The following is a 24,006-nucleotide window of genomic DNA, read 5'->3' as shown; positions in this document are numbered from 1 at the left end:
AAGTTTAATTTTAAATTGATTTGCTCTAAATAATCGTAATTAAAATATGCGCGGACTATGATTTATGCTTTGCGTTCCAAATCACTCATTATATCTACAAGGACTGCCACACTTTCTATAGGTAGTGCGTTATACATACTTGCTCTGTATCCGCCAACACTTCTATGGCCATTAAGACCACTAATTCCGGCCTCTTTCCACATTGCGTCAAAAGTTTCTTTAAGATCTTCGTTTACCAAAGTAAAAGTAGGGTTCATATTAGAACGATCTTCTTTGGCTGCAAATCCTTTAAATAATGGATTCAGATCAATTTCTGAATATAAAAGATTAGCTTTTTTATCATTTAATTTTTCTATAGCAGATATTCCTCCAAGTTTTTTAAGCCATTTTAAAGTTAACATAGATACGTATACGGGGTATACAGGAGGAGTGTTGTACATACTTGCTTTGCTAATATGTACTTGGTAATTTAGCATAGAAGGGATTTTTCTTTCTACTTTACCCAGAATATCTTCTTTTACAATTACAAGAGTTGTACCGGCAGGACCCATATTTTTTTGTGCTCCGGCATAGATTAAACTAAATTTTGAAAAATCTAATTGTCTGGAAAAAATATCACTACTCATATCACAGATTAAAGGGGTATCTGTAACCGGAAATTTTTTTATTTGGGTTCCAAAAATTGTATTATTACTGGTGCAATGTACATAATCCAGGTTTTCAGGAACATTATAACCTTTTGGGATATAGTTAAAATTGCTGTCTTTTGAGGAGGCGATTTCGATAACTTCACCAAAAAGCTTAGCTTCTGCTATTGCTTTATCACTCCAGGTACCGGTATTAATATATCCAGCTTTTGTTTCCAACAGATTATAAGCAGTCATTAAAAACTGAGTACTTGCTCCACCTTGAAGAAATAAGGCTTTATATCCCTTGCCTTCAAGACCTAATAGTTCTAAAGCCAAACAGCGAGCTTCCTCCATAACATCAACAAAATCTTTACTACGATGTGATATCTCTAAAATAGAAAGACCAGAGTTGTTAAAATCTAACACTGCCTGTGACGCTTCTTTAAATACTTCTTGTGGTAAAATACAAGGTCCAGCGCTAAAATTATGCTTTTTCATGTGCTAATATTTATTGTTTTTATACCCACAAACAAACTTTACAATTAATTTAATCATACCAGTTTTTTAGTGGTTTGTTATATTTATAGATTACAATACTTTATCTTTTCATTCTATTGTTGTAAAGAAGAAAACACCACAAAGGTGCTAATAATCTTATAGAAAAGCGTTGTCAAATTAATAAAATATTTAAGCAATTTTTGCCAAAAATTTAATAATGTCTATACCATCTGCATAATCTGAAAGTCCTGGATTTTGTGTTTGACCAAATTCTGTGCATTTTGGTAAGAAATCAGTACCAACAATACATTGAATCTTTTCTTTGTCCTTTTCTAATTTTTTGGTTAACAGATCTATAGATTCATATTTTTCATAAAACAATGTAGCTATTGGAGAAGCATAACTTTGATCTTCCTTTAACATCAAAAAACCATTTTCAAACAACTTGTAGTTACTCATTAAATATACGGCTTTATTGTAGTCGTAATTGTTGGCGTATTTTGCACTATTCATTATATCATGATAGTCGTACATTGCTTCAAAAAATAAATCAAAATTATAGTTTTCGGGGATCATTATTTTAGATACGCTTCTGCAACCCAAACCATAGTATCTAAAGATATCTTCGCCCAATGCCTGAAGCTGTTCTTTTGTTTCGTTTCCTGTTAAAACGGCAACAGAATTTCGGTTTTTTCGGATAACATTTGGAACTTTACTAAAATAGTACTCAAAATATCGGGCTGTATTGTCACTTCCTGTTGCAATAATAGCATCAAAGCTTTTAAGTTTATCAAAAGTAAATGATATATAGTCTTTAAAACGAGGTTCAACAGCAATTAGGTAAGTAGACAAAAATGGTAGTAGTTGATTATCGTTTGAGGATTGTTTTACCAAGATTTTGTTTCCCGAAATTAGCACCGAAAGAAAGTCATGAAAGCCTACCAAAGGTATATTTCCTGCCAGTATAGTCCCGATTGTTTTAGGTTCGTTTTTGGCAATAGAATATGGTGACAGCCAATTATTAAGATTTTCTTTGGTTAGGGCATTGCTCCATTGTTGTAGAGAAAAAAGTATGTTTTCTTTTGTAAACCATCCGTTGTGATGTACAGCAGTATTAATTTTTTGAGACATTTCATCAAAAAAATATTCATTACACAAAACAGATCTAACATTCTCATAACCAGTTGTTTTGAATTGACTAAGGAACTTCCCTAATTCAGAAAAAGCTTTTATACGATCATTTAATAACATTTCTTATTTGTTTATCACTAGTTTAGGAGTTATTTTTGTCCTGCAAATTTAGAATAAAAAAGAGCTATGGCAATTATAATAACAGATGAATGTATAAATTGTGGCGCTTGTGAGCCAGAATGCCCAAATACTGCAATTTATGAAGGAGCTGATGATTGGAGATATTCTGATGGTACAGATTTGGAAGGAGATGTAGTACTACCCGGAGGCAAATCTGTAAATGCTGAGGAAGCACAAGAACCAATAAGTGATGAGATTTATTATATTGTACCTGATAAATGTACAGAGTGTAAAGGTTTTCATGAAGAACCACAGTGTGCCGCAGTTTGCCCTGTAGATTGTTGTGTTCCTGATGAAAATGTTGTAGAAACTGAAGAGTTTTTATTGAAGAAGCAATCTTTTATGCATAAATAAGAGTAATTTTTATCGTATAGATTATAAAAATACCTGTCTTGTGATAGGTTTTTTTATGGTCATTTTTTTAATTTTAGTACTTTCGCTTTAATAAAACCACAAATCTAAATATGAAATAATGAAAAAAATAGTATTATTTATGTTCTTTGCAGCAATCTCTATTGCTACTTATGGACAATATCGTTGGGAAGTTTCTGGTGGAGCTACTTTTTCTAAACTAGATATGGATAATAAAGAAACAACCAGCGGAGCTGGCTTTTATGTAAATGCCGGATATGGTTACTTAATGGGGGTTCGGGCAAGAACAAGTATTGTATTTTCATTAGACTTGCTACAACGTACCAGTGAAATAGAAGGTTTGGGAGATGCAGAAACACTTCAGGTAGGGTTTAACCCAAAATTCAGGTATCTAACAGGGGAGGGTAAAGACAGATTTCGTGGATTTATAAATGCAGGGCCATCTTTTAGAGTTAATACAAGTTTTAAAATTAATGGAGAGAAATTAGAAGATAAAGAATATGAACAACTTATTATTGGAGGTGTTTATGGGGTTGGGTTTTCGCAGATGATAGGAGAAATGTTTGATATTATGGCAGAAGTAGGGGTGATGAACGATTTTGTAGATAATTTAACCAATACAGGTAGTAAGTTTTTTGATGTTTATGCAAGAGTGGGAGTGCGGGTTAGAATTTATGATGCCCGAAGATAATATAACAACAACATAAAATAAAAAATCCTGCATATTGCAGGATTTTTTATTTTATGTTGTTTGATCTTCTTCAGTAATCAAATTAATATTCCATCAAGGCATCTCTGTATTCTTTTAGATCAGATATATTCATTCTGTTCTTAAGACTTTTTGTAAGAGATATTAAATACTTAAGACTTTCTATAGGATCAATAGCTTCTTTTTCTTCAGTAGAATCCTCCTCGTCTATAGGTTCATCATCTGGAATTGGTATAAGGAATGAGTTGTTTTTTTCGATATGCTCATAAGTATACCTAAGAACTTTAACAACCAAAGGAACTTGCTCTTCTAATGCATAAGTTCTTAATTCTTTGATGTCTTCAATTAATGTATCTGTATTGATGCCTGTTTTATCAAGATCCTCCAGAATTTTATCGATTAATTTGATTGCTTTTTTATTTTCCAAAAGGGTAAGGTTATATAGATGATTAAATACTAATAATTGCAAATTTATATTTTTCCTGTATTATTAAAAATCAATTACTGTTATTTATTTATATTTTAATTATTTTTTTCTGTAAGATATTTTAACAAGGTGTTTTTTATTGTTGTAATAATCTGTTTTTTAAGTATTTAACATGTTTTTTCGCAAGTATTAAGACTATTCCGGCTAAAGTTTGAGGTAAAACCGTAACCGTATATGCAACAAACCTCTTTATCTTTGAAAAGTATTCCAATTACAATTTTTCCCTTACTTTTTTTGTTTTCCCCAACACTTACCTCCTTTTTTTAAGGAGGTAAGTTCTTCATGGGGGGTATATATTTTATAATTATCAATGTTATTTATAAATTAGGGCTTTATTTTTTTAATTCCAGCAGCACAATTTCTTGATTAGAATCAATAGTTACAAAATCATTATATACTTTTGCTTCTGTACCAGAATATTTATCTACAAGAACCTCACCTTCTGCAAAAACAGAATTAACTTTGATTGTTTTCTTCCCTTTGTTAAGATCTAAACCAATGATTACTTTATCCAAAAAATTATTTTTATTGTACTCCCTTGAAAATATATATGGTTTTTCTGAGATCATTTTATGTCTTCCGGCACCAACAGCCGGGTGGTTTTTTCTAAAAACGCCTAATTTTTGCCAGTGGTTTAGTAATTTTTTAGTTTCCTCATTGTTAATACCCTCCCAATTCATTTTGGATCTTAGATTGGTATCTCCTTCAGTATCTGTAACGAATAGAGGTCTTGCTATTTCGTCTCCGTAATAAATCTGGGATACACCGGGACTTAGTAAAAGTTTAGTAGCAGACTCATAAGTTTTAGTTCTGTTTTTATCAAAAGGAGAGCTGTTATTATGAGAACTTATATAATTGGTTACACTTTTGCCAATAAGATTGGTATACAATAATTTGCTATATTCATTAAATAATTTTTCATAGCTAATATTTTCTGCATCATATTTGAATTGAAAATTAATTAGATTGTCAAACCCGTATGCGTAGTAATCTACTTTACGGTCTGTAAATTTATAATTTCGTTTGTTATGGATATTATAGCCATATAGTTCTCCCAGCATATAAAATTCATTAGTATCCAGAACCTTGTGCGGGTGTTTGGATTTCCATTCTATAAGTGCAAGTTTGGCCTGTTCTGCAAGTGTTTTCCAGGCATCTTCTTCAACATGTATAACGGTATCTGCTCTATATCCGTCAATTCCTAATTCTCTAACATAATCTGTTAGCCATTTTATGATATAATTTTTCGGGGATCTTTTTAATCCTGTTTTATTAAAAAAGGTATCTATTTCCAAAAGTTCTTTATCCAATCGCCCTTCTGCTTTCCATTTTTGTATCAGGATTTCGGGTAATTCTACATTTTTATCGCTTTCGGTTTTAATATCGGGTAAATTTTTGGACAATGTGCAGGATACAGTATTTTCATAATTCTTGTAATCGCATTGTGGACTGGTTCTTACCCATGTGTCCGGCCATAGTGGATCCAGATCTGTTACAGGACCGGTATGGTTTATTACTATATCCATAATAATCCGTATACCATTTTTATGAGCTATTTCTACTAATTGCTTAAGATCCTCATAGGTTCCAAAATTAGGGTCTATTTTTGTCCAGTCTTTAATCCAATATCCATGATATGGATAAGTATTCCCTGTTCCTTCATCGATACTACCATATATTTGTTCTACAACAGGAGTAAACCAAATTACATTTATTCCAAGGTCGTTAAAATATCCATCTTCTATTTTTTGAGTTATACCTTTTATATCGCCTCCTTCAAAGTTTCTTAATTTCCCTGTCTTTTTAGTCCTGTGTGTAATCTTGTCATTAGTTATGTCTCCATTATTAAATCTATCAGTTAATAAAAAATAAATATTGGATCCTTCCCAGACAAAAGGCGGGTTTGTTTTTGTAAAAAGATCTTTGTTGTTGTTTATATTATCAAACAGATCATTTTTCTCTTTATCAGAGTTGGTTTTACATGCCAGTATTATAAATAAAAGTAAAAAGACAATAATTTTAAGAGGAATATTCATAAGTTTTTATGGGGTTTAAAACTGCTAGCTATATAAGTATTTTAATGAACGTCGTTAGAATTTTTAATATTGGGAAGCAAAAATGGATTTATCATCTATCAAAAACGGGTTTTTTGGTTTCCAAAAAAAAAGTTTCAATGAGTTCAATAAATTAAGTTGTTTATAAACTATAAAACAGATAAAATATTTTCATGTGAATTTACAATACATTATTCTATTGGGCAGCATAAAGAATAGATATAATTAATTTTTATTTTTTTGTAAAAATACTGTTCCTTTGGAGTCAAAATCACGAAAATGATCAAATTTAAAGCTTGGATCTCTGCTGCACGTTTAAGAACATTACCATTATCTGTTTCAGGTATTATTGTTGGTTCTGCATTAGGAAATAATTTGTTTTTTACGACAAATATTTTTTGGTTAGCTATTGCAACCACTTTGGGATTACAAATATTATCTAATTTTGCCAATGATTATGGTGATGGGGTAAAAGGAACAGATAATAAGGATAGAGTAGGGCCAATGCGCGCTTTGCAGAGTGGAGTGATTTCTAAACAACAGATGTTAAAAGGGATAGTGTGTACTGCAATAATAGTATTAGGGCTAGCAATTTTTTTGATATATTTCTCCTTTGGGAAGGATAACTTTTTGTATTCGTTATTATTTTTTATACTTGGTCTAGCGGCGATAGCAGCCGCAATTAAGTACACAATGGGTACTTCGGCATACGGGTACAGGGGCTTGGGAGATGTTTTTGTTTTTCTTTTTTTTGGTTTGGTTAGTGTAGTGGGGTGTTTCTTTTTGTATACCAAAAATATAGAATTACTGGTTTTTCTTCCTGCTACTACAATTGGCGTATTGAGTGCGGCGGTATTAAACCTTAATAATATGAGAGACTATGATAATGATAAAAAATCCGGCAAAAATACGTTAGTCGTAAAATTAGGAATCCAACGAGCAAAAATGTACCATTATGCATTGCTTATTATATCTGTTTTATGTATGTTGACCTATCTTTTTTTTACATACAACAAACCTATACATTTATTATTTTTGTTATCCTTTATACCTGTATTATTTCATTTTGTAAAAGTTTTCAAAACTAATATCTCTGAATTATTGGATCCTGAACTCAAAAAAGTAGCTTTAACAACATTTTTATTCTCTATTTTATTTAGTTTAGGACAGATTTTATAATTTAGTAAAATCTGTTAAAAAAAATACAGGTACAAAACATATTTTATAGTAAGAAGTTTTAACTATTTCACTCATGAAAATCACATTTTACGGGCAAAACACATTATTAATTAATATTAATGATATAAGCATATTAATAGATCCATTTATTTCGGGAAATCCCCTTTCTAAAGATAAAGTGGATATTAATACAATAGAAGCAGATTATATTTTGTTAACTCATGCACATCAGGATCATGTATTAGATGCTGAAGCTATTGCAAAAAAAACGAATGCTACTATCGTTTCAAATTATGAAATAGCAATGTATTATCAAAATATGGGAATAGAAGTACACCCAATGAATCATGGAGGGGAATGGAGTTTTGAGTTCGGAAATGTAAAATATGTAAATGCAGTACATACCAGTAGTTTTGCAGATGGAACTTATGGGGGACAACCAGGTGGGTTTATTATTGAAGGAGAGCGTAAGACTATTTATATAGCAGGAGATACAGCGCTAACTATGGATATGAAATTAATTCCTTTACGGTATAAGCTGGATTTAGCAATTTTACCTATTGGAGATAATTTTACGATGGGTGTTGATGATGCAATTATTGCTAGTGATTTTGTAGAATGTGATAAGGTACTGGGAGTACATTATGATACTTTTGGATATATAGAGATTGATCATGATGAAGCTAAACGAAAGTTTTTTGCAAAAAATAAAGATCTTATGCTATTAGATATTGGAGGGAGCATAGAGTTATAATGAATGCTAAGTATTATAAACATATCCTTCAGTTTAAAAGACCAAGCGGAACATCCCGGGGAGTTTTAAAAACGAAAGAAACTTGGTTTATAGTAATTTTTGATGGGGCAAAAAAAGGGATAGGTGAGTGTGGGATTTTAAGAACATTAAGCATAGATGATCGCCCGGATTATGAAGATAAATTAAAATGGGTATGTGATAATATTCATTTAGGAGTTGCTGCACTTTGGGAAATCCTCATAGAGTTTCCCAGTATTCAGTTTGGAGTAGAAATGGCTTTTAAATCTTTACAAAGCGTCTCGCCTTTTATATTATTTCCTTCTGCATTTACCCAAAAACAAAACCATATTTTAATTAATGGATTGATATGGATGGGGGATAAGGGTTTTATGCACCAACAAATAGAAGATAAACTAAAAGAAGGTTTTACGTGCATAAAATTGAAAATAGGAGCAATTGATTTTGAAACAGAACTAGATTTGTTATCCTGTATTCGGTCTAAGTTTTCTTCAGATATTATAGAGTTAAGGGTAGATGCTAATGGAGCTTTTACTCCAGAAGAAGCTTTGGATAAATTAAAGTATCTTTCTGAATATGATTTGCATAGTATAGAACAGCCAATACGCCAAGGGCAATACAAAGAGATGGCAAGATTGTGCAAAGAAACTCCATTGCCTATTGCATTGGATGAAGAGTTAATAGGTGTTTTTTATAAAGCAGATAAGGTAAAAATGCTAGAAACTATTCAACCTCAATATATTATCTTAAAACCAAGTCTGATAGGAGGTTTTAAAGGAACTAAAGAGTGGATTGATTTGGCAGAATCTTTGGGTATAAATTGGTGGATTACCAGTGCTCTGGAAAGCAATATTGGCCTTAATGCCATTGCACAGTATACTTATACATTGGGTAATGAAATGCCACAAGGATTGGGAACAGGAGGCTTATATACCAATAACATTGATTGCCCGTTAAAGGTGGTTCAAGGCAACTTGGTGTATGATATCCAAAAAAAATGGAAAATTGACTATTTAAAATAATATCACGATTATATGTATATCACTCAAGGAAGAAAAGGAAAGTTAGGAATGTGGAAATATTTACCAATACCACTAGGTTTTATGTTATTAATGGCTTTAAACTATTTAGCAGTAAAAATGCTTAATATGGATACAGAAGCTGTAATGAAACAACAAATTGAATCTATTGGTAAAAATATGTTGTTTCTTCAACTTTTGATCCCCTTCGCAATCTTTTTGGGCGGGTTACTTTTTTGGGTACGCTATGTACATCAACAAAGCCTTTTATCTCTAACCACAAGTAGAAAAAAAGTAGATTGGAGCCGTGTGTTTTTTGTTTTTGGACTAATGGCTTCATTTATAATCATGTCTACAGTTGCTGCTTATTTTATAACTCCAGAAAATTACCAATTAAATTTTCAACCTGTACCATTTTTAATACTATCTGTTATTGCAATATTGTTAATCCCTGTACAAACTAGTTTTGAAGAGTATCTGTTTAGGGGATATTTAATGCAAGGATTGGGTTTGGCTGCAAAAAACAAGTGGTTTCCTTTGTTAATTACATCGGTGCTTTTTGGGGTTATGCACGCAGCTAATCCCGAGGTAGAAAAATTAGGGCCTATACTCATGGTTTATTATATAGGTACCGGTTTGTTTTTGGGGATAATTACTTTAATGGATGATGGTTTAGAACTAGCCCTTGGTTTTCATGCAGCCAATAATCTGGTTACGGTACTTTTGGTAACAGCAGATTGGACAGCTCTCCAAACAGATTCTATTTTTATAGATGCCTCTGATCCCGGGACAGGATATGAAGTGCTTATGCCTGTATTTATAGTTTTTCCGATTTTTTTGATAATACTTTCTAAAAAATATAAATGGACGGGATGGAAAGACAGGCTTTTTGGTAAAATAGAACCGGATGTAGCTGTACAGGAGATAACATAAAAATAATACACTTTTTACATACCCGTAACCCTTGAATATGGCATAAAATTGAAATTTGAATATGCAAACAAAAAATACATTTTCTATTCCCGAAATACACCAAGGATTTACCATTAATAAAAATTCTTTGGACAAAGAAGGATTGAAATATTTTGCCCATAATTTTATTAAAGAAGGAGAGGTCTATGAGCAGGAAGCAGGGTATTTTTTGCTAGACTGGATTAGTGATAAGGATCATATTGTAGTACAAACTTCTGGCTCTACAGGAAAACCCAAAAAAATAAAGGTATTTAAGCAACACATGGTAAATAGTGCGCTGGCAACCGGAAAGTTTTTTAAACTACAAGAAGGGACTACTGCGTTATTATGTTTACCAGTAAACTATATTGCCGGCAAAATGATGCTTGTAAGAGCAATGGTGCTTGGTTGGAAAATAGATTTGGTGCCACCAAAAACAAATCCACTGGATACGGTATATAAACAATATGATTTTTGTGCAATGGTACCGTTGCAGCTTGATAATTCTATTAGCAGACTTCATTTAGTCAAAAAATTAATTGTTGGGGGAGGTCCTGTTTCTGAGAATTTAAAAAGCCTGGTACAGGGCTTTAAAACCAAAATATATGAAACTTACGGAATGACCGAAACAGTTTCTCATATTGCAGCCAGAAGAATAAATCCAAAGAAAAAAGATAAAAAAGATGCTGGTTTTTTTAAAGCATTGCCAAATATCACATTAAATACAGACGATAGAGACTGTTTGATTGTAAAAGCACCCCAACTCAATGAAGAAACAATTATAACCAATGATGTTGTAGAGCTTAAAACATACAAAAAATTTATTTGGAAAGGTCGTTATGATAATGTAATTAATAGTGGGGGAGTGAAACTATTTCCCGAAGAGATCGAAATTAAATTACAATTATTAATAGGCCACCGTTTTTTTATCTCAGCCGTTCCTGATGATTCTTTAGGAAACAAAGTAGTTTTGGTTATTGAAAGAGATTATGACAAAATATCTAGCCATACGCTAAAAGAGGGAATACAAAATCTAAAAACCCTTAATAAATACGAAATTCCTAAAGAAATTTATTTTGTTCCACAATTTATAGGAACAGATAATGGTAAAATACAAAGAGTAAAAACATTGGAGATAGCTTTACATAATTGAGTTTAATTATTTCATAGAGATTCATGTTTTAATAATAATTATTTCATGTCGTATTTTTTTATAAATTTAATACATGAAAAAGTTTATTATTATTTTAGCGACTTTACTTTTTGGTAATTTTGTTATTGCAAACAGTGTAGGGATAGAGAACAATATAAATATAGCTATTTATTGGGATGCTTCCTTTTCTCAAAAAGAAAAAAATATAGAAAAAGAGTTAGAGTTTTTAGATACTTTTTTTAAAACCTATCCTAATTCTAATGTTTCACTTATTGTTTTTAATACAAAGATAATAAGTGATGAAAAATTACAAATAAAGTCATCTAACTGGAAAAATCTTAAACAAAAGCTTGTAGAAGTAAACTATGATGGTGCTTCGGATTTTAGTTTGGTCAATACAGATTTGTCAGAAGAAATGTTACTTTTTTTTACAGATGGTAAGAGTAATTTAGGGGATTTTAAGACTAGTTTATATAGTCCAAGAATAATTACTATAAGCAGCACGATAAATATTGATAAAAAATTTCTTCACAATACAGCTTTTTATAATAATGGTTTTTACATAAACCTTTTAGAGACTGATGCTTCTTCATCTATCAAAGCAGTTGTGGATGGGGTTATGATGCCCAAGTTAGAATTTGTTACCAAAAAGAATATAAATAATACAAAGAGATATATAGAAGGTGTAGTTACTTATGATAATAGAGTAATACCTAATGTAAATGTTTTTTTATCAGATCAAAAAAGAGGTACTATCACAGATCAAAATGGGAGGTATAAAATAGCGGTAGAGAAGGGGGAGGTTTTATACTTTAGTTATATAGGCGTTAAACAAACTATTATAGAGGTTGGAGATGACAATATTGTTGATGTTCAATTAAATACTGATATTAATGAGTTAGACTCTGCTGTTGTTATGTCTAAAAAGTATAATGATCCGGATATGACTAAAGCAGGTAATTTTGAAGTAGACAAAAAATCATTGGGTTATGCAGTTCAAAGTATTGATTATAATGATATTGGCGATAATAAAGGAGATGTCGGAAAAGCTATAGCGGGAAAATTTTCAGGAGTATCAATGGGAAATATGGGTAATGCGGGCCTTACAATTATAAGAGGTTCAAATTCTATAAGTAGTAATAGTATTTATGCTCTTTATATAATTGACGGAATACCATTACCACGAAGTGGTGAAGGAGGTCAAAGCATAGCTAGTTATGATTTTATTGATCCGAATAATATTGCAGAAGTTACCGTTCTTAAAGGATATGCAGCTACTAATCAATATGGAGCAGAGGGACGTAATGGAGTAGTTTTAATTAAAACAAAAACAGCAAGCAATAATAAAATTTTAGAACAAAATGCTCTAGAAGATAAACCTTCTGAAATAAAGTATAATATGTATACTTCTGATTTGAAGATTTCTGATGAAAATATCTCCAATTATATAAATACATTAAAACTATTTTCGGATCCTAAAAAATCTTATAATAAGTATATAGATATGCTTTCTGCTAATAAAGATAATGTGTCTTTTTTTGTAGAATGTTCAGATTATTTTTTTAGTATAAACAAACCTGATGTAGGATTAAGGATCCTCTCGAATTTGATAGAGATTTTTCCAGAAGACACTTCGGTTCTTAAAATATTAGCTTTTAATTTAGAGAAACATAAATTATTTGAGCAAGCAGAGATCGTATACAAACAAATCTGTATAGTTTCTCCTTCTTTATCACAAACGTATTTAGATCTGGCTAATGTTTATTTTGTGGGTAAAAAATACCAAGAATCTATAAATCTATTTAAAAAACTAACAACAAATAAAATAGAAGCAATTAGTTCGTTTAATGGTATAAGTAACCAGATAACCAATGATTTTAAAAATGTGTTATCTAATCGTAACCAACAATGGCAAACTAATAATATAGATTCAAGATATTTTGTTTCGCCTAAATATGATTTGAGGGTGATTATAGAATGGTCACACCCGCAAACAGAGTTTGAATTACAGTATATAAATTCTAAAAAACAATATTTTACTTTAACACATACACAGGAAGAGAATAAGAAAACAATGCAGGTAGAACTTAACGAGGGGTTTACTTCAAACGAATATGTGCTTTCTGAAATGGATGATGATGAATGGTTTTTAAATATTGTAACATCAAATAATTACATGCCAAACCTTAAATACCCTGTATTTCTTAAAGTAAAAGTATTTACCAAATTTGGGTCTCCTGACCAGAAGTTACAAATGCACGTTATAAATCTGGATAAGGTAGTAAATAATAGAATTTTCACTTCTTTCAAAAAATAGATATAGCAATAAAAACAACTAATATTATGCTAATTAAGTTTTCAAATTTTGTGGAAGATTGTTTTTATGATACTTTTATCTAAATTCGAGAATCACACCTTTAGAAACTATACTTTTTATGCGACTATTCATTTTTTTTAGCTTTTTAATAACTTCAACAATTGTACAATCACAAATATTAACAGAAAGAGAGAGAGCTAATGTTATAGACATGGTGTTAGAAGATAGATTTAATAATCTATTACCAGAATTAATGGATCGGGAAGGTTTTGATATGTGGGTTTTGATCTCCAGAGAGTATAATGAAGATCCGGTTGTTAAAACAATGTTACCTGCAACGTGGCTTAATGCCAGACGCAGGACCATATTGGTGTTTTATAGAAATAAAGAGAAAAATACTATAGAAAAATTAGCTGTAGCCAGATATAATGTTGGAAAAAATATAGATTCTGCCTGGGATAAAGAAAAACAACCAGATCAATGGAAAGCACTGGTAGAGATAATTTCAGAAAGAGATCCTAAAAAGATTGGAATTAACTATTCAGAAGATTTTGGTATTCTGGATGGAATTGTAAAAACAGATTATGAAGAGTTTTTAAAAGTATTACCTCAAGAATATAAAGCCAGAGTTACTTCTGCTGAAAAATTGGCAATTGCATGGATTGAAACACGTACTCCCCAAGAATTAGAAATTTATAAAGAACTGGTTAAAACAACACACGATATTATTGCAGAAGCTTTTAGTACTTCGGTTATACAACCAGGAACCACAACAACAGATGATGTAGTTTGGTGGCTAAGACAAAAAGTAACAGATATGGGATTAGAAACCTGGTTTCATCCAACAGTAGATATTCAAAGATCTGGTGAAGAAGCGTTGCAAAATCATATTGTTTCTTTTTCAGGCAGACCAAATGATAAAATAATTAAGGCAGGGGATTTGATACATTGTGATTTTGGAATAACCTATTTAAGATTAAATACAGATTGCCAACAACATGCTTATATTCTTGAAAATAATGAAACTTCTCCTCCGGATTTTTTGGTCAAAGCTTTTGCAGACGGAAATCGGGTACAGGATATTTTAACTTCTAATTTTGAGACTGGAAAAACAGGAAATGAGATTTTGATAAAATCTCTGGATGAAGCTAAACAAAAGGGATTAGCTCCCTCTATTTATACACATCCGTTAGGTTTATATGGTCATTCTGCAGGTACTACAATAGGGATGTGGGATGCTCAAAAAGGGGTAAAAGGTACAGGAGATCATCCTTTGCATGAAAATACAGTTTACGCTATTGAATTAAATACTACAGTTACATTACCAGAATGGAAAAAAGATATTCGTATTATGCTCGAAGAAGCAGGATCTTGGGGTGGTTCTGCCGGATTTGAATATATTTATGAAAGACAAACAGAATTGATTACAATTCCCAAAAGGAAATAAAAAAACTGAGATATAGTTTTGTTTATATGGGTTTTAACTCCATCTGTATACTTTTACCAGAGGATATATTTTTGATTCAAGTTTTTAAATGTGTAACTTTGTTTTTGAGGGGAATGCTCGATTATAAGGATTGTTTAGTTACATGTAGAGCAAATATTTACGGCTATAATTTTTTTGGGATTAATTATAGTTATATAACAGGAATGATTAAACATGATAAAACGAGGTGCAGGCTTGGTATTTAGGTCATTTTTAGGAGTATTGACTCTTATTGGTGGTATATTTGTTATTTTATATATGATACTATGGGATTTTTTGAGGGAAAAAGTATTCCGTAAAAAACCTGTGAAAAAAGATTGCTTTGATAAAATTCTTTCAAAAGAAGATATTTCTAAATCTGAAAAAGGGTGATTATTAAGATTTATATTGTTTTTTTGCCTGAACATACGTAAATAATAATCCGATATACTTATATGTAGTTTCATAGCTAAATTAGAGATTGGGACTTTGCAAAATAGTATACATCCTAATTGAATTAATATTTTTTTTGATAGGGTTTCCACCATGATTTTTGTTTTGGGTGGTTATATCCATAAGGAGATCCATAATATTTTTTGCTATTGATATTTACATCGTTTAGCAAAATACTCATGTTAGAAAAACGCTTGTTTTTATACAGGCTTTCCGGATCAGATAATAATCTTCTGTCTGTATATTCAGATCTTACTACATAGATACATAAATCTACATAATCGGCAAGTAATAGCGGGTCTGCTACCAAATTTACAGGGGGAGTGTCTATAATTATATAATCATATTTTGATTTGAGTTCTAAAATCAACTCTTGCAGGCGTTTACTTTTTAATATATCAATAGGATTAGGAGGAATTACACCAGAGTTTATAATGTCCAGATTTGGTATGCTCTCAATATTTATAATAATATCTTTCAAATTTAGGTTCTTATCCCTTACATAATTGGTTATGCCTTTTGTTGAGTTATGGTTAAAATATTCCAGGATTTTTGGGGATCTTAGATCCAGGCCTAATAAAGCAACCTTTTTGTCGGGGTCTGCCAAAGTAATAGCTAAATTGGTTGATATAAATGACTTACCTTCTCCTGTTATAGAAGAGGTTACTAAAATAGTTTTTGTTTCATTATCACTTTCTGAAAGCAAAAATTTTAAGTTACTTTCAAAGATTCTAAATGCTTCGGCTACAATAGACCGATCATCTTTAGAAATAATAAAATTACCTTTTGTATTTGTATTAGGAATTTCAGCAACAATTGGCATATCTGTATTTTTCTGAATTTCTTTTTTGTCTTTTATTTTTACATCCAAAAGGTCTTTAAAAAACAGGATCATAACAGGAATCAAAAATGTACCCATAAATGCAACCAACAAAACGATTCGTTTTTTTGGTTTTATAGGGTTTTTAGAACTATATGCTTTTTCAATAACTTTTGCATTAGAAACTGTTGCGGCTAGTGATATCGCTGTCTCTTCTCGTTTTTGTAATAAATAAAGATATAGTGTTTCCTTTATTTCTTGTTGTCTTACAATGTCTCTTAATTCTCTTTCTTTTTTTGGTAAAGAAGCTATTTTAGCACTCATTACAGCATCTTGCCTTTGAAGATCCCTAAGTTTTATTTTCAAAGTTTTTTTCTGGTTGTCCAAACTTTGTTTCAAACTTAAATTTAAGCTTTGTAATTTTTCATTTAAACGAACAACTATGGGGTTTTTTAATGTGGTACTTTTTAGTACTTCATCCCTTCTTAGAGCGGTTTCATTATACTGTGCTATGATTCGGGTAATTGACTCTTCAGAAAAACCAAGGTTAACGGGTAATAAACTTCCTTTATTTTCTTTTAAATATTCATTCATAAAGTCAACTAAGCCTAATTGAGTGTTTGTTTCTAACACTCCTTTTTTATTTTCAGAGGAGCTTTCTAAAAACAGTTCGGTTTCTGACGTAACATTGGTTAAATTATGAGAGGTTTTGAATACTTCCACACCTTGTTCTATATCTGATAATTCGGTATTTATTATACCCAATCTTTCTTTAATAAAGTTAGCCGTATTTTCATAAACCTGATTTTTGTCATTTGCGGCATCTATATTGTATTCTTTTACCAATTCGTTTAAAATGGCTTCGGCTTTTGCTTTTACTGTTGTATTTAAACTTAAAGAGATAACATTGGCATCCTTATGAACAAGTCCAATACTTACTTTTGATTTGTAGTCTTCAACAATATCCATTACAGGTTTGATAGATATAAAAACTTCGTGTTCTATAAAAGAATCCAGATAATCAGGGTTTGGATTAATGATTAAGTTTCCTGTTTTGGCAGAGATTTCTTTTCCAAAAAAACCGTTTATGATAGAATCATTACCTTCTTCTGTAATAGTAAATTCATTTTTGGATAGTATAGATATAACAAAATAGGCAGAAGGATCTGTAATTGATGAATCTTTTTCAAACTGTATATGAACGGGGGTATTATCGTATAATTCAACTAATCGTTTTGAAAATTTTGTTTTAGAAAAATATTGATAATTCAGATTGAGTTTTTTAACTACGTTTTCAAAAAGAGGTCTGGATTTTAAAATTTCTATTTCATTTTCAATCTCTTTATTATTGTTTTTTACAATACTCAGGTCCTCAAAGGCAGAGAGTTCTGAAAGCATTCCGGATTTTTCACTTTTAATAAGAATAGTTGACTTTACGTTATATTGAACAGGAGTATATTTTAGGTATAATACAGCCAAGATTAAACATATAATACCTGTTACAAGAAATAGTTTCCAGTAGCTAAGGTATTTTGCTATTTGATCCTTTAAATGAAGATTACTTTGTTCTTTTTGATATTCGTAATCCATGGATACTATTTTTTAAAATTATTTTTTTCAGAAATCATTATTTTGTCAATAAAATAACCAACGACACTAGTACAGATGCTACAGATACCCATATAGGAGTGTTTTTATTATACGAAGAAGACTTGATTTGTGCATTATTTGGAGTAACGTAAATTGCATCGTTTTGTTTTAGATAATATACAGGAGAATTAAAAATATTGTCAGTAGTAATATCTATTCGATGATATTTATACTTATTGTTTTGCTCCCTGATAACCAAAATATCATTTCTTTTGCCTGTAATGGTAAGATCCCCTGCTAGTCCCAAAGCTTCAATAATACTAATGCGCTCATTTTGAATTGTAAAGGTCCCAGGGTTATTAACTTCTCCTAGTATGGTTATTTTAAAATTTACTAATTCTATATGAATAATTGGATCTTTTAGATAAACAGATAATTTTTCTTTTAAAATTTGTATAGCTTCCATTTTGGATAAGCCCGATAATTTTATGTTTCCTAAAACAGGAAAATCAATAGTTCCATCTTTTTTGATTAAATAGGTAAGTTGTTTTTGTTCTCCTACTACACTGCCCGGAATAGCATTAAAAGAAACGGCAGGCAAATTAAATGGTTCTAAACCTTCCATATTGGATGAAGAGACTGTAATGGCCAAAAGATCATCTGGTTCAAACAGGGTTTCATAACCTGTTTTTATTTCTTTCTCATATTGGTCTTTTATATCTTTAAAGTACACAATATCTTTTCGGGAGGCACAAGAGGTTAAAAACAGTAATATAATGATTGGGTAATTTTTTTTTAAAAACTGAATTATCATTTGTTTATGATTAGTGGTATATATTGCTTTTAGCAACTTCTTTTACCTCGTAAAACAATATTTTGTAAGATTTTAATAAAGTAACGAATATCGGTTTGTAATGGTGCTTTTTCATACGCTTCAAGATATTTCATTTCTGATGCTACAATTTCATCTATAGTTTTTGGCATATCTGCATAAAAGGGGGGAAGAAGCCCTGGTTTTACCTTTACTCTTTTTTCTTGAAGTTCTTTGGGGTATAGGCTAAAATAATGGTTGCTTAATGGTCGGACCCCTATTAGTTTCATTTCGTTTTTTACCAAATTGATAATCATGGGTAATTCATCAATCCAGTATTTTCGCATTATTTTTCCTTCATGAGATATTCTAAAATCATTTTTGATTTTACCACCTTCTTTTAGTTTGTTTTTTTCAAAAACATATTGTTGTAAATATTCAGAAAACGGATACATGGTTCTGAATTTATAAACTTTTATAATTTTTCCGTTTTCTCCTAATCTTCTTAATTTAATAAGAGGGCCATAGGTTGGGTCTTTATCAAAAGCAGGTTCCTTGATTTTTCTGGCAACAAAATGCAATACATCATTGATGTTTTTCTCTTCCAGTACTTCAAAACCGCAGGAGTATAAACGACCAAAAGTTTCTGCTTTGGTTAAAACCCTTCCTTTACCTCCTGTGATATTAAAATATAGCTTTTTTGTTAATTTAAGTTTAGGAATAACCCTGGTAAAAAACACATCTGCCATGTAGTATATATAATTAAATGGCTCGGGAAGCTTTTTTAATATTCTGTTTTTTCGAACCGCATAAGTTTCTACATGATTAATAAAAATCCCTCCTACGGCCAGTTTTGAGTTGACCGATTCAAAGTATTTATTGATCCTTCTAAAATCATTGACTCGTTTAAGGTTTACTATAGTTTTATAGGTGCTTACGGGGATCTTGTCTATGTTAAAACTTGTTCTGGTAGCAGTAACAAAAACTTTTTTGGAAGGATGGGTTACGTATTCATCTATAAAATCAAAAGTTTCTTTCCCAACTTCTTTGATTATCAGATCTTTAATATCTTGATTCCAATCTTGTTCAGTAATGGTTATTACATCTTTTGAGTTTTCAGGATTTAAAAGCTTTTCGACTTGTTTGTCAATAAATGGAGCAAATTTGGTTATCATTTTTTAGCCTTTTGGTTATGTCTAAGAGTATTTGTGTTAAATATAAATGTTAATAGAAAGTTAATTTTTTAATATTTTTTTAACACATAAACATTTGGTTATCAGTTTAATACGGTTTGTTTAACGATTATATTTTTATAATATTATACTAAAAAAAACGATTGTTTGTAAGTACCACATATATAGGAGTATAGAAGTTGAAAATTATATTAACATAAGTTTAGATTATATTACGGAGTAAAAAATAAAGAGAGATAAATCTACTGTAAGCCCCATGTCAAGTAAGTTTTAATACTGTTTATTATAGCTTATTCAGCTTTGATTTAAGGGGTGTTGTTTTTGTACAAAAAAAAGTTTTTTAACAATATTTTTTGTGTTTTGCAATAGGAGCTCTTTTGTCCATAATAATGTATTGTCATTCCACCTCTGCGGATGAAAAGTAAACATAATGGTTGATGGTAATGTGTCTATTTTATTTATAATGTCGTCTGTAGAATGAAATACTTTATTAAAAGAGCTCTGCACACGATCCCTTACACTTACTTTATGACCATCCCAACGGCGTCCGGTATCTGTTAGATAGAAAACGTTTTCAAAATTAACATCAAAATACGGTTCTGCTATAATATCATAATTTTTATAATCATAAGTTTTCCAAAGATCTTTAGAATCATATTTAGACATAGGGCTTCCGTGCATACAAATTGTAGAAACAGGGGCTAATTTACGAAGTGCCATAAGATTATCTTCAAAATCTCGTATTCCCTTTTTTAGATCTCCGTTACAGGTTGTAAGACATTCATAATGATATCCTATTTCATGCCCTAAATCAAGAATCTCCAAAATAACATCTTCATTCCAACTTTCGGGAACAGCTCTAAAATAATAGGTTCCTTTTATATTATGTTCTGCTTGGATTTTTGCAAAAGCTAAAGAGTTATAGGGTAACAAATCTACATCGTGCCGTAAAACGATAGATTTTGAGGATGGATCGGTTATAAATTCATCAAATGTTTGAAATGTATAATTTTGATTAACAAGTGATTTCAATAATTCCTTATATTTTTTAACAGTAAAATCCATTATTTGAAGTTAAGGTAATAGTTAGGATTGTTTTTCATTTCAATTTGGCTTTCAGGAAAATTTTCTACATACCAAACCATAAAGGCAGTGACATCAATTTTTTCTGCAAGAAGTCTGTTTTGTTTGTTTTTGAAAAAAATCTTTAGATCTTTTATCTCGACTAATTCTTTAACTTTTTCCAGAACACCTTCGCCATTCTTGAAATTAAATAATAATCCATAGTTTACCTGCTCATCAATGGTACCAGCCATTATACTATTAATGTATATTGCGGGAGTTCCTAAAATTGCACATTCTGATGCCATAGTTGCGCCTTCGCCTATAAATAGATGAGCAAAAGCTAGTGCATTATGCATTTCTTCTGGCGGGATCTTGATTTGATATTTTTTAAATTCTTCTGGTAATAAACCTTCTGAAGAAATGAAGACCTCAAAGTTTTTATCCAGATAGGTTATCAACTCTCTTTTTTCATCTATAGTTAATCCGGATTGATTAATATCGTGGCTGGCATTCCAGGATACAAAGCGTAAAATCACATATTTGGTTTCCGGATTTATTTTTAAAATATTAAAAATTTTAGAATCAGGAGTAAAACGATTGGGGTGCAGGTAAGCTAATTCGTGATATCCTGCGTATCGAATTTGTTTTTTTCCTAAATCTTTATGAAAAGCAGTCGATGTAAGCACACTTTCTGTAAAAGGAAGGTATAATTTTACCTGTTCCATATTACCGGTATCTTCCATAGAGATATGAGGTTTTCTAAGTATAGCAGATGCGTGTGCAGCATAAGGTGATCCATGACTCATGAAAATATCGGGTTTAAACTGTAACCCTTGTATAAATTCGAGAAAATCAAACTTTAATAACCCCCAGATCTTACCTAATGTGGTGTTATATTTTTTGCCAAAAGAAACATAGTTAAATCCTTCTGCTTTTAGCAATTCTATTTCAAATTCTTTTTGTCTGCAGGTAAATAAAAATTCATGTCCTTTATTTTGCATTTCTTTCACAAAATTTTTGAATAAATGCACATGACCCGGATGACCTATATCAATTAGTATACGCATTAAGAGCTTTTTAAAATTTTAACTGCAGTTTTTCCTACTTTATACAGAAGAGGTTGAGAAACGTATAAAAACCTGCCGTGTTCTACTAAATCTCCTCCAAATTTAGATTTGAACTCCCTTACTCCATAATCCTCATCAGGCTTTCCTGCTCCCATAAAATCAAAATACCTAATATTGTTTTTATTAGCATACTCCATTGCAGCCCAAGTTGCTAAGATGCTTGGGTATACGTCTTTATATTTACCATCTTTGCCACATACAAACCATTCGTAAATTACTTTGTCTTGAAAAATGGGGCATACAATACCACCAACGATTTCGTCATTGTAATGAATCAACAGAAATTTTGCTACACCATCCTTCCACATTGTGGTGAAAAAATTGAGATCGGGTAGGGGTGTTTTTACTTTTGTAGTATATAAATCATGTAAGATCGTGTAGTATTCTTTTACTTCTTCAATATTTTGGGCTTCTATAATTTTAGCTCCCGATTTAATACTTTTTTTTATTTGCCTAAGCTTACTACTGCTCATACGTTTTCGCATAACTTGCTCATCTTTGCAGTCCAAATAAAAATTAAGATGTGGTAAATAAGTAAAACCAGCTTCTTCAAAAATATCGATGTAACCACTATAATCATTTAGGTTTCTGATTTCGATATATATACCTTTATTTTTTAAATGGGAGATCATTACTTTTAAAAACTCTAAAATGTCGCGTTTACTTACATTTTTTGATAGTACAGGACCTCCATAAATTATTGCTCTACTAGTAAAAGCTGCTTTTATTCCTTTTTCTTTTTGTATGATTCCTGTTATTAATAAAGTAATTTGTTCGTCTTGTTCCAGAGCAAAAATAAAAGGCTCTAAGCCAACGGATTTAAAAAACTGAAATGCTTTTTTTGTTTGAAAAAAGTTAGCACTATCAGATTCTAAAAGCTTATCCCATTGTTCTGAAGAAATACTGTTAATATTGGAGTGTATGATTTGTGGTTTTGTCACGATATAGTGCTTTTATATATATTGGTTAATTTGTTAGCTATGGTAACGCTGTCCAGATGTCTAATAGTATCCCTGCCATTAGTCTTTTGTTCTGAATTTAGGGATAGAAGTAATTTATTAGCAATTTGTGAAGCATCAAAATTTGTAATGTGGCAACCTTTGGTATTACCTATTAATTCTCTGATATCCCCTACATCTACTGCAATAATTTTACAGTTGCATGCTATTGCTTCTTTAATAACATTTGGTGATCCTTCCCATAAACTGGTTAATAATATTACATCTGCGGCATTAAAGTAGTAAGGCATTTTTTTGTTAGGAATATCTATTAGTTTTTGAAGTTGAATAGCATCATTCTTTATCAAATTAAAAGCTTCTTTTGCTAATTTGAAGTTTTTTTCCGGGCGATCCGGATTTGCAGCAAACAGGATATGTTTTTTATTAGGATCCCAGCCTGTTTCGTTAATAGCATCTGATCTCTTGATGGGTTTAAATTTATTAAAGTCAACACCATTTGGAATTATATATGCTTTATTAAGCCCCGAATCTTCTTTCATATCTCGGGATTTAACAATGATTTGTTTCCAAAATAACAGGCTAAAAATCCGTATTATATATTTTAAAACCGGAGAAGCTTTTACATCGCTTCCCATTAAAGAAATAACTATTGGTTTTGCTCCTGCAAGACTGGCTACCATACCGCTTAAAGAATAATGTGCATGAATGATATCAAATTTTTGTTTCTTTAAAAAACGCCTAAGCTCAAAAATACTTTTGAAATATCCTTTGAAACCTTTTCCTTTTATAGTAAAAAAGGTAACATTATGATGTAACTTAATTAAAGATTCTCCTTGGTTTTTGATTAACGGGGAAATCCCGTTTTTAGAATTTCCGCTACTAACAAATAGAATGTTCATAGTATATTAAAGGTTCAAAACGTGTAAGGTATTATTACTTTATATTTACATCTGTGCGGTGTTTTTTACTTTTATCCATACCTATTCTGGATAGGAGGTCTTTGTGCATAGAACCAAAGCCATTTTTACAGGTTAATACAAAGATTTCTTTAGTGGAAGTCATTTGTAACAGA

The 24,006-nt window shown here is 30.9% G+C and carries 21 protein-coding genes; 9 read left to right on the top strand and 12 right to left on the bottom strand.

The genetic code is table 11. The features are described 5' to 3' along the window. Positions 1 to 62: 62 nt before the first annotated feature. Together serC and ACZIYX_RS13515 are read right to left on the bottom strand one after the other, a co-directional pair. Positions 63 to 1,127, bottom strand: coding sequence for a 3-phosphoserine/phosphohydroxythreonine transaminase (gene serC, locus ACZIYX_RS13520; RefSeq protein ID WP_462682776.1), 1,065 nt, complete (start codon positions 1,125 to 1,127; stop codon positions 63 to 65). Positions 1,128 to 1,316: 189 nt separating this feature from the next. Then, complete coding sequence (locus ACZIYX_RS13515; RefSeq protein WP_462682775.1) at positions 1,317 to 2,378, bottom strand: acyl-CoA reductase; 1,062 nt, start codon at positions 2,376 to 2,378, stop codon at positions 1,317 to 1,319. A 66-nt stretch (positions 2,379 to 2,444) separates the two neighbouring features. Here ACZIYX_RS13515 and ACZIYX_RS13510 point away from each other — a divergent pair, with 66 nt between their 5' ends. After that, on the top strand, positions 2,445 to 2,792 hold the full coding sequence (locus ACZIYX_RS13510; RefSeq protein ID WP_462682774.1) for a 4Fe-4S dicluster domain-containing protein: 348 nt from the start codon (positions 2,445 to 2,447) through the stop codon (positions 2,790 to 2,792). Positions 2,793 to 2,910: 118 nt separating this feature from the next. Further along, a complete protein-coding gene (locus tag ACZIYX_RS13505; protein WP_462682773.1) occupies positions 2,911 to 3,501 on the top strand; it encodes a hypothetical protein in 591 nt (196 codons plus the stop codon). Between the two features lie 82 nt (positions 3,502 to 3,583). On the opposite strand, the gene ACZIYX_RS13500 is transcribed toward ACZIYX_RS13505, so the two are convergent. Next, the gene (locus ACZIYX_RS13500) at positions 3,584 to 3,946 is read right to left on the bottom strand and encodes a hypothetical protein (RefSeq protein ID WP_462682772.1); all 363 of its coding nucleotides are present in this window, start codon (positions 3,944 to 3,946) and stop codon (positions 3,584 to 3,586) included. A gap of 392 nt (positions 3,947 to 4,338) precedes the next feature. After that, complete coding sequence (locus ACZIYX_RS13495; protein WP_462682771.1) at positions 4,339 to 6,042, bottom strand: alpha-amylase family glycosyl hydrolase; 1,704 nt, start codon at positions 6,040 to 6,042, stop codon at positions 4,339 to 4,341. A gap of 297 nt (positions 6,043 to 6,339) precedes the next feature. Here ACZIYX_RS13495 and menA point away from each other — a divergent pair, with 297 nt between their 5' ends. The 7 genes from menA (at position 6,340) to ACZIYX_RS13460 (ending at position 14,898) form a co-directional block, all read left to right on the top strand. Then, the gene (gene menA / locus ACZIYX_RS13490) at positions 6,340 to 7,239 is read left to right on the top strand and encodes a 1,4-dihydroxy-2-naphthoate octaprenyltransferase (RefSeq protein WP_462682770.1); all 900 of its coding nucleotides are present in this window, start codon (positions 6,340 to 6,342) and stop codon (positions 7,237 to 7,239) included. Between the two features lie 73 nt (positions 7,240 to 7,312). Further along, entirely contained in the window at positions 7,313 to 7,993 is a 681-nt protein-coding gene (locus ACZIYX_RS13485) for a metal-dependent hydrolase (RefSeq protein WP_462682769.1), read from the top strand. Next, entirely contained in the window at positions 7,993 to 9,033 is a 1,041-nt protein-coding gene (locus tag ACZIYX_RS13480; protein ID WP_462682768.1) for an o-succinylbenzoate synthase, read from the top strand. Before ACZIYX_RS13485 ends, ACZIYX_RS13480 begins: the two co-directional genes overlap by 1 nt. 12 nt (positions 9,034 to 9,045) lie before the next feature. Then, positions 9,046 to 9,963 (top strand): lysostaphin resistance A-like protein, encoded by a 918-nt coding sequence (locus tag ACZIYX_RS13475; RefSeq protein WP_462682767.1) that lies wholly within the window; start codon positions 9,046 to 9,048, stop codon positions 9,961 to 9,963. Between the two features lie 61 nt (positions 9,964 to 10,024). Continuing rightward, a complete protein-coding gene (locus tag ACZIYX_RS13470) occupies positions 10,025 to 11,134 on the top strand; it encodes an AMP-binding protein (protein ID WP_462682766.1) in 1,110 nt (369 codons plus the stop codon). Positions 11,135 to 11,207: 73 nt separating this feature from the next. Beyond that, complete coding sequence (locus ACZIYX_RS13465; RefSeq protein WP_462682765.1) at positions 11,208 to 13,451, top strand: TonB-dependent receptor plug domain-containing protein; 2,244 nt, start codon at positions 11,208 to 11,210, stop codon at positions 13,449 to 13,451. Between the two features lie 118 nt (positions 13,452 to 13,569). Continuing rightward, positions 13,570 to 14,898, top strand: coding sequence for a M24 family metallopeptidase (locus ACZIYX_RS13460; protein ID WP_462682764.1), 1,329 nt, complete (start codon positions 13,570 to 13,572; stop codon positions 14,896 to 14,898). Between the two features lie 535 nt (positions 14,899 to 15,433). Here the strand turns inward: ACZIYX_RS13460 and ACZIYX_RS13455 are convergent. From ACZIYX_RS13455 to ACZIYX_RS13420, 8 genes are all read right to left on the bottom strand, one after another. Then, the gene (locus tag ACZIYX_RS13455; protein ID WP_462682763.1) at positions 15,434 to 17,779 is read right to left on the bottom strand and encodes a GumC family protein; all 2,346 of its coding nucleotides are present in this window, start codon (positions 17,777 to 17,779) and stop codon (positions 15,434 to 15,436) included. Positions 17,780 to 17,816: 37 nt separating this feature from the next. After that, the gene (locus ACZIYX_RS13450; RefSeq protein WP_462682762.1) at positions 17,817 to 18,593 is read right to left on the bottom strand and encodes a polysaccharide biosynthesis/export family protein; all 777 of its coding nucleotides are present in this window, start codon (positions 18,591 to 18,593) and stop codon (positions 17,817 to 17,819) included. A gap of 29 nt (positions 18,594 to 18,622) precedes the next feature. Next, a complete protein-coding gene (locus ACZIYX_RS13445; RefSeq protein WP_462682761.1) occupies positions 18,623 to 19,765 on the bottom strand; it encodes a sugar transferase in 1,143 nt (380 codons plus the stop codon). A 312-nt stretch (positions 19,766 to 20,077) separates the two neighbouring features. Continuing rightward, positions 20,078 to 20,848 carry a polysaccharide deacetylase family protein gene (locus ACZIYX_RS13440; protein WP_462682760.1) on the bottom strand — a complete coding sequence of 257 codons (771 nt, stop codon included), beginning with the start codon at positions 20,846 to 20,848 and terminating at the stop codon, positions 20,078 to 20,080. After that, the gene (locus ACZIYX_RS13435; RefSeq protein WP_462682759.1) at positions 20,848 to 21,915 is read right to left on the bottom strand and encodes a DUF354 domain-containing protein; all 1,068 of its coding nucleotides are present in this window, start codon (positions 21,913 to 21,915) and stop codon (positions 20,848 to 20,850) included. The genes ACZIYX_RS13440 and ACZIYX_RS13435 overlap by 1 nt, the downstream gene beginning before the upstream one ends. Further along, positions 21,915 to 22,916, bottom strand: coding sequence for a lipid II:glycine glycyltransferase FemX (locus ACZIYX_RS13430; RefSeq protein ID WP_462682758.1), 1,002 nt, complete (start codon positions 22,914 to 22,916; stop codon positions 21,915 to 21,917). Before ACZIYX_RS13430 ends, ACZIYX_RS13435 begins: the two co-directional genes overlap by 1 nt. Continuing rightward, the gene (locus ACZIYX_RS13425; RefSeq protein ID WP_462682757.1) at positions 22,913 to 23,833 is read right to left on the bottom strand and encodes a glycosyltransferase family 4 protein; all 921 of its coding nucleotides are present in this window, start codon (positions 23,831 to 23,833) and stop codon (positions 22,913 to 22,915) included. Before ACZIYX_RS13425 ends, ACZIYX_RS13430 begins: the two co-directional genes overlap by 4 nt. A gap of 34 nt (positions 23,834 to 23,867) precedes the next feature. Next, positions 23,868 to 23,996: a hypothetical protein gene (locus tag ACZIYX_RS13420; RefSeq protein WP_462682756.1), complete on the bottom strand. Its 129-nt coding sequence runs from the start codon at positions 23,994 to 23,996 to the stop codon at positions 23,868 to 23,870. Positions 23,997 to 24,006 lie beyond the last annotated feature (10 nt).

The sequence above is a fragment of the Aquimarina sp. genome, assembly GCF_977115655.1.
Note: the sequence above shows the minus strand (reverse complement) of the source record. Positions and strands in the feature narration are given on the sequence as shown.

Bases quoted from the DNA above. Each gene is read 5' to 3' on its own strand.
- ACZIYX_RS13510 (WP_462682774.1), top strand. From the start codon at position 2,445: ATGGCAATTATAATAACAGATGAATGTATAAATTGTGGCGCTTGTGAG.
- ACZIYX_RS13495 (WP_462682771.1), bottom strand. From the start codon at position 6,042: ATGAATATTCCTCTTAAAATTATTGTCTTTTTACTTTTATTTATAATA.
- ACZIYX_RS13475 (WP_462682767.1), top strand. From the start codon at position 9,046: ATGTATATCACTCAAGGAAGAAAAGGAAAGTTAGGAATGTGGAAATAT.
- menA (WP_462682770.1), top strand. From the start codon at position 6,340: ATGATCAAATTTAAAGCTTGGATCTCTGCTGCACGTTTAAGAACATTA.
- ACZIYX_RS13465 (WP_462682765.1), top strand. From the start codon at position 11,208: ATGAAAAAGTTTATTATTATTTTAGCGACTTTACTTTTTGGTAATTTT.
- ACZIYX_RS13515 (WP_462682775.1), bottom strand. From the start codon at position 2,378: ATGTTATTAAATGATCGTATAAAAGCTTTTTCTGAATTAGGGAAGTTC.
- ACZIYX_RS13485 (WP_462682769.1), top strand. From the start codon at position 7,313: ATGAAAATCACATTTTACGGGCAAAACACATTATTAATTAATATTAAT.
- ACZIYX_RS13435 (WP_462682759.1), bottom strand. From the start codon at position 21,915: ATGCGTATACTAATTGATATAGGTCATCCGGGTCATGTGCATTTATTC.
- ACZIYX_RS13420 (WP_462682756.1), bottom strand. From the start codon at position 23,996: ATGACTTCCACTAAAGAAATCTTTGTATTAACCTGTAAAAATGGCTTT.
- ACZIYX_RS13505 (WP_462682773.1), top strand. From the start codon at position 2,911: ATGAAAAAAATAGTATTATTTATGTTCTTTGCAGCAATCTCTATTGCT.
- ACZIYX_RS13440 (WP_462682760.1), bottom strand. From the start codon at position 20,848: ATGGATTTTACTGTTAAAAAATATAAGGAATTATTGAAATCACTTGTT.
- ACZIYX_RS13470 (WP_462682766.1), top strand. From the start codon at position 10,025: ATGCAAACAAAAAATACATTTTCTATTCCCGAAATACACCAAGGATTT.
- serC (WP_462682776.1), bottom strand. From the start codon at position 1,127: ATGAAAAAGCATAATTTTAGCGCTGGACCTTGTATTTTACCACAAGAA.
- ACZIYX_RS13425 (WP_462682757.1), bottom strand. From the start codon at position 23,833: ATGAACATTCTATTTGTTAGTAGCGGAAATTCTAAAAACGGGATTTCC.
- ACZIYX_RS13480 (WP_462682768.1), top strand. From the start codon at position 7,993: ATGAATGCTAAGTATTATAAACATATCCTTCAGTTTAAAAGACCAAGC.
- ACZIYX_RS13450 (WP_462682762.1), bottom strand. From the start codon at position 18,593: ATGATAATTCAGTTTTTAAAAAAAAATTACCCAATCATTATATTACTG.
- ACZIYX_RS13460 (WP_462682764.1), top strand. From the start codon at position 13,570: ATGCGACTATTCATTTTTTTTAGCTTTTTAATAACTTCAACAATTGTA.
- ACZIYX_RS13445 (WP_462682761.1), bottom strand. From the start codon at position 19,765: ATGATAACCAAATTTGCTCCATTTATTGACAAACAAGTCGAAAAGCTT.
- ACZIYX_RS13455 (WP_462682763.1), bottom strand. From the start codon at position 17,779: ATGGATTACGAATATCAAAAAGAACAAAGTAATCTTCATTTAAAGGAT.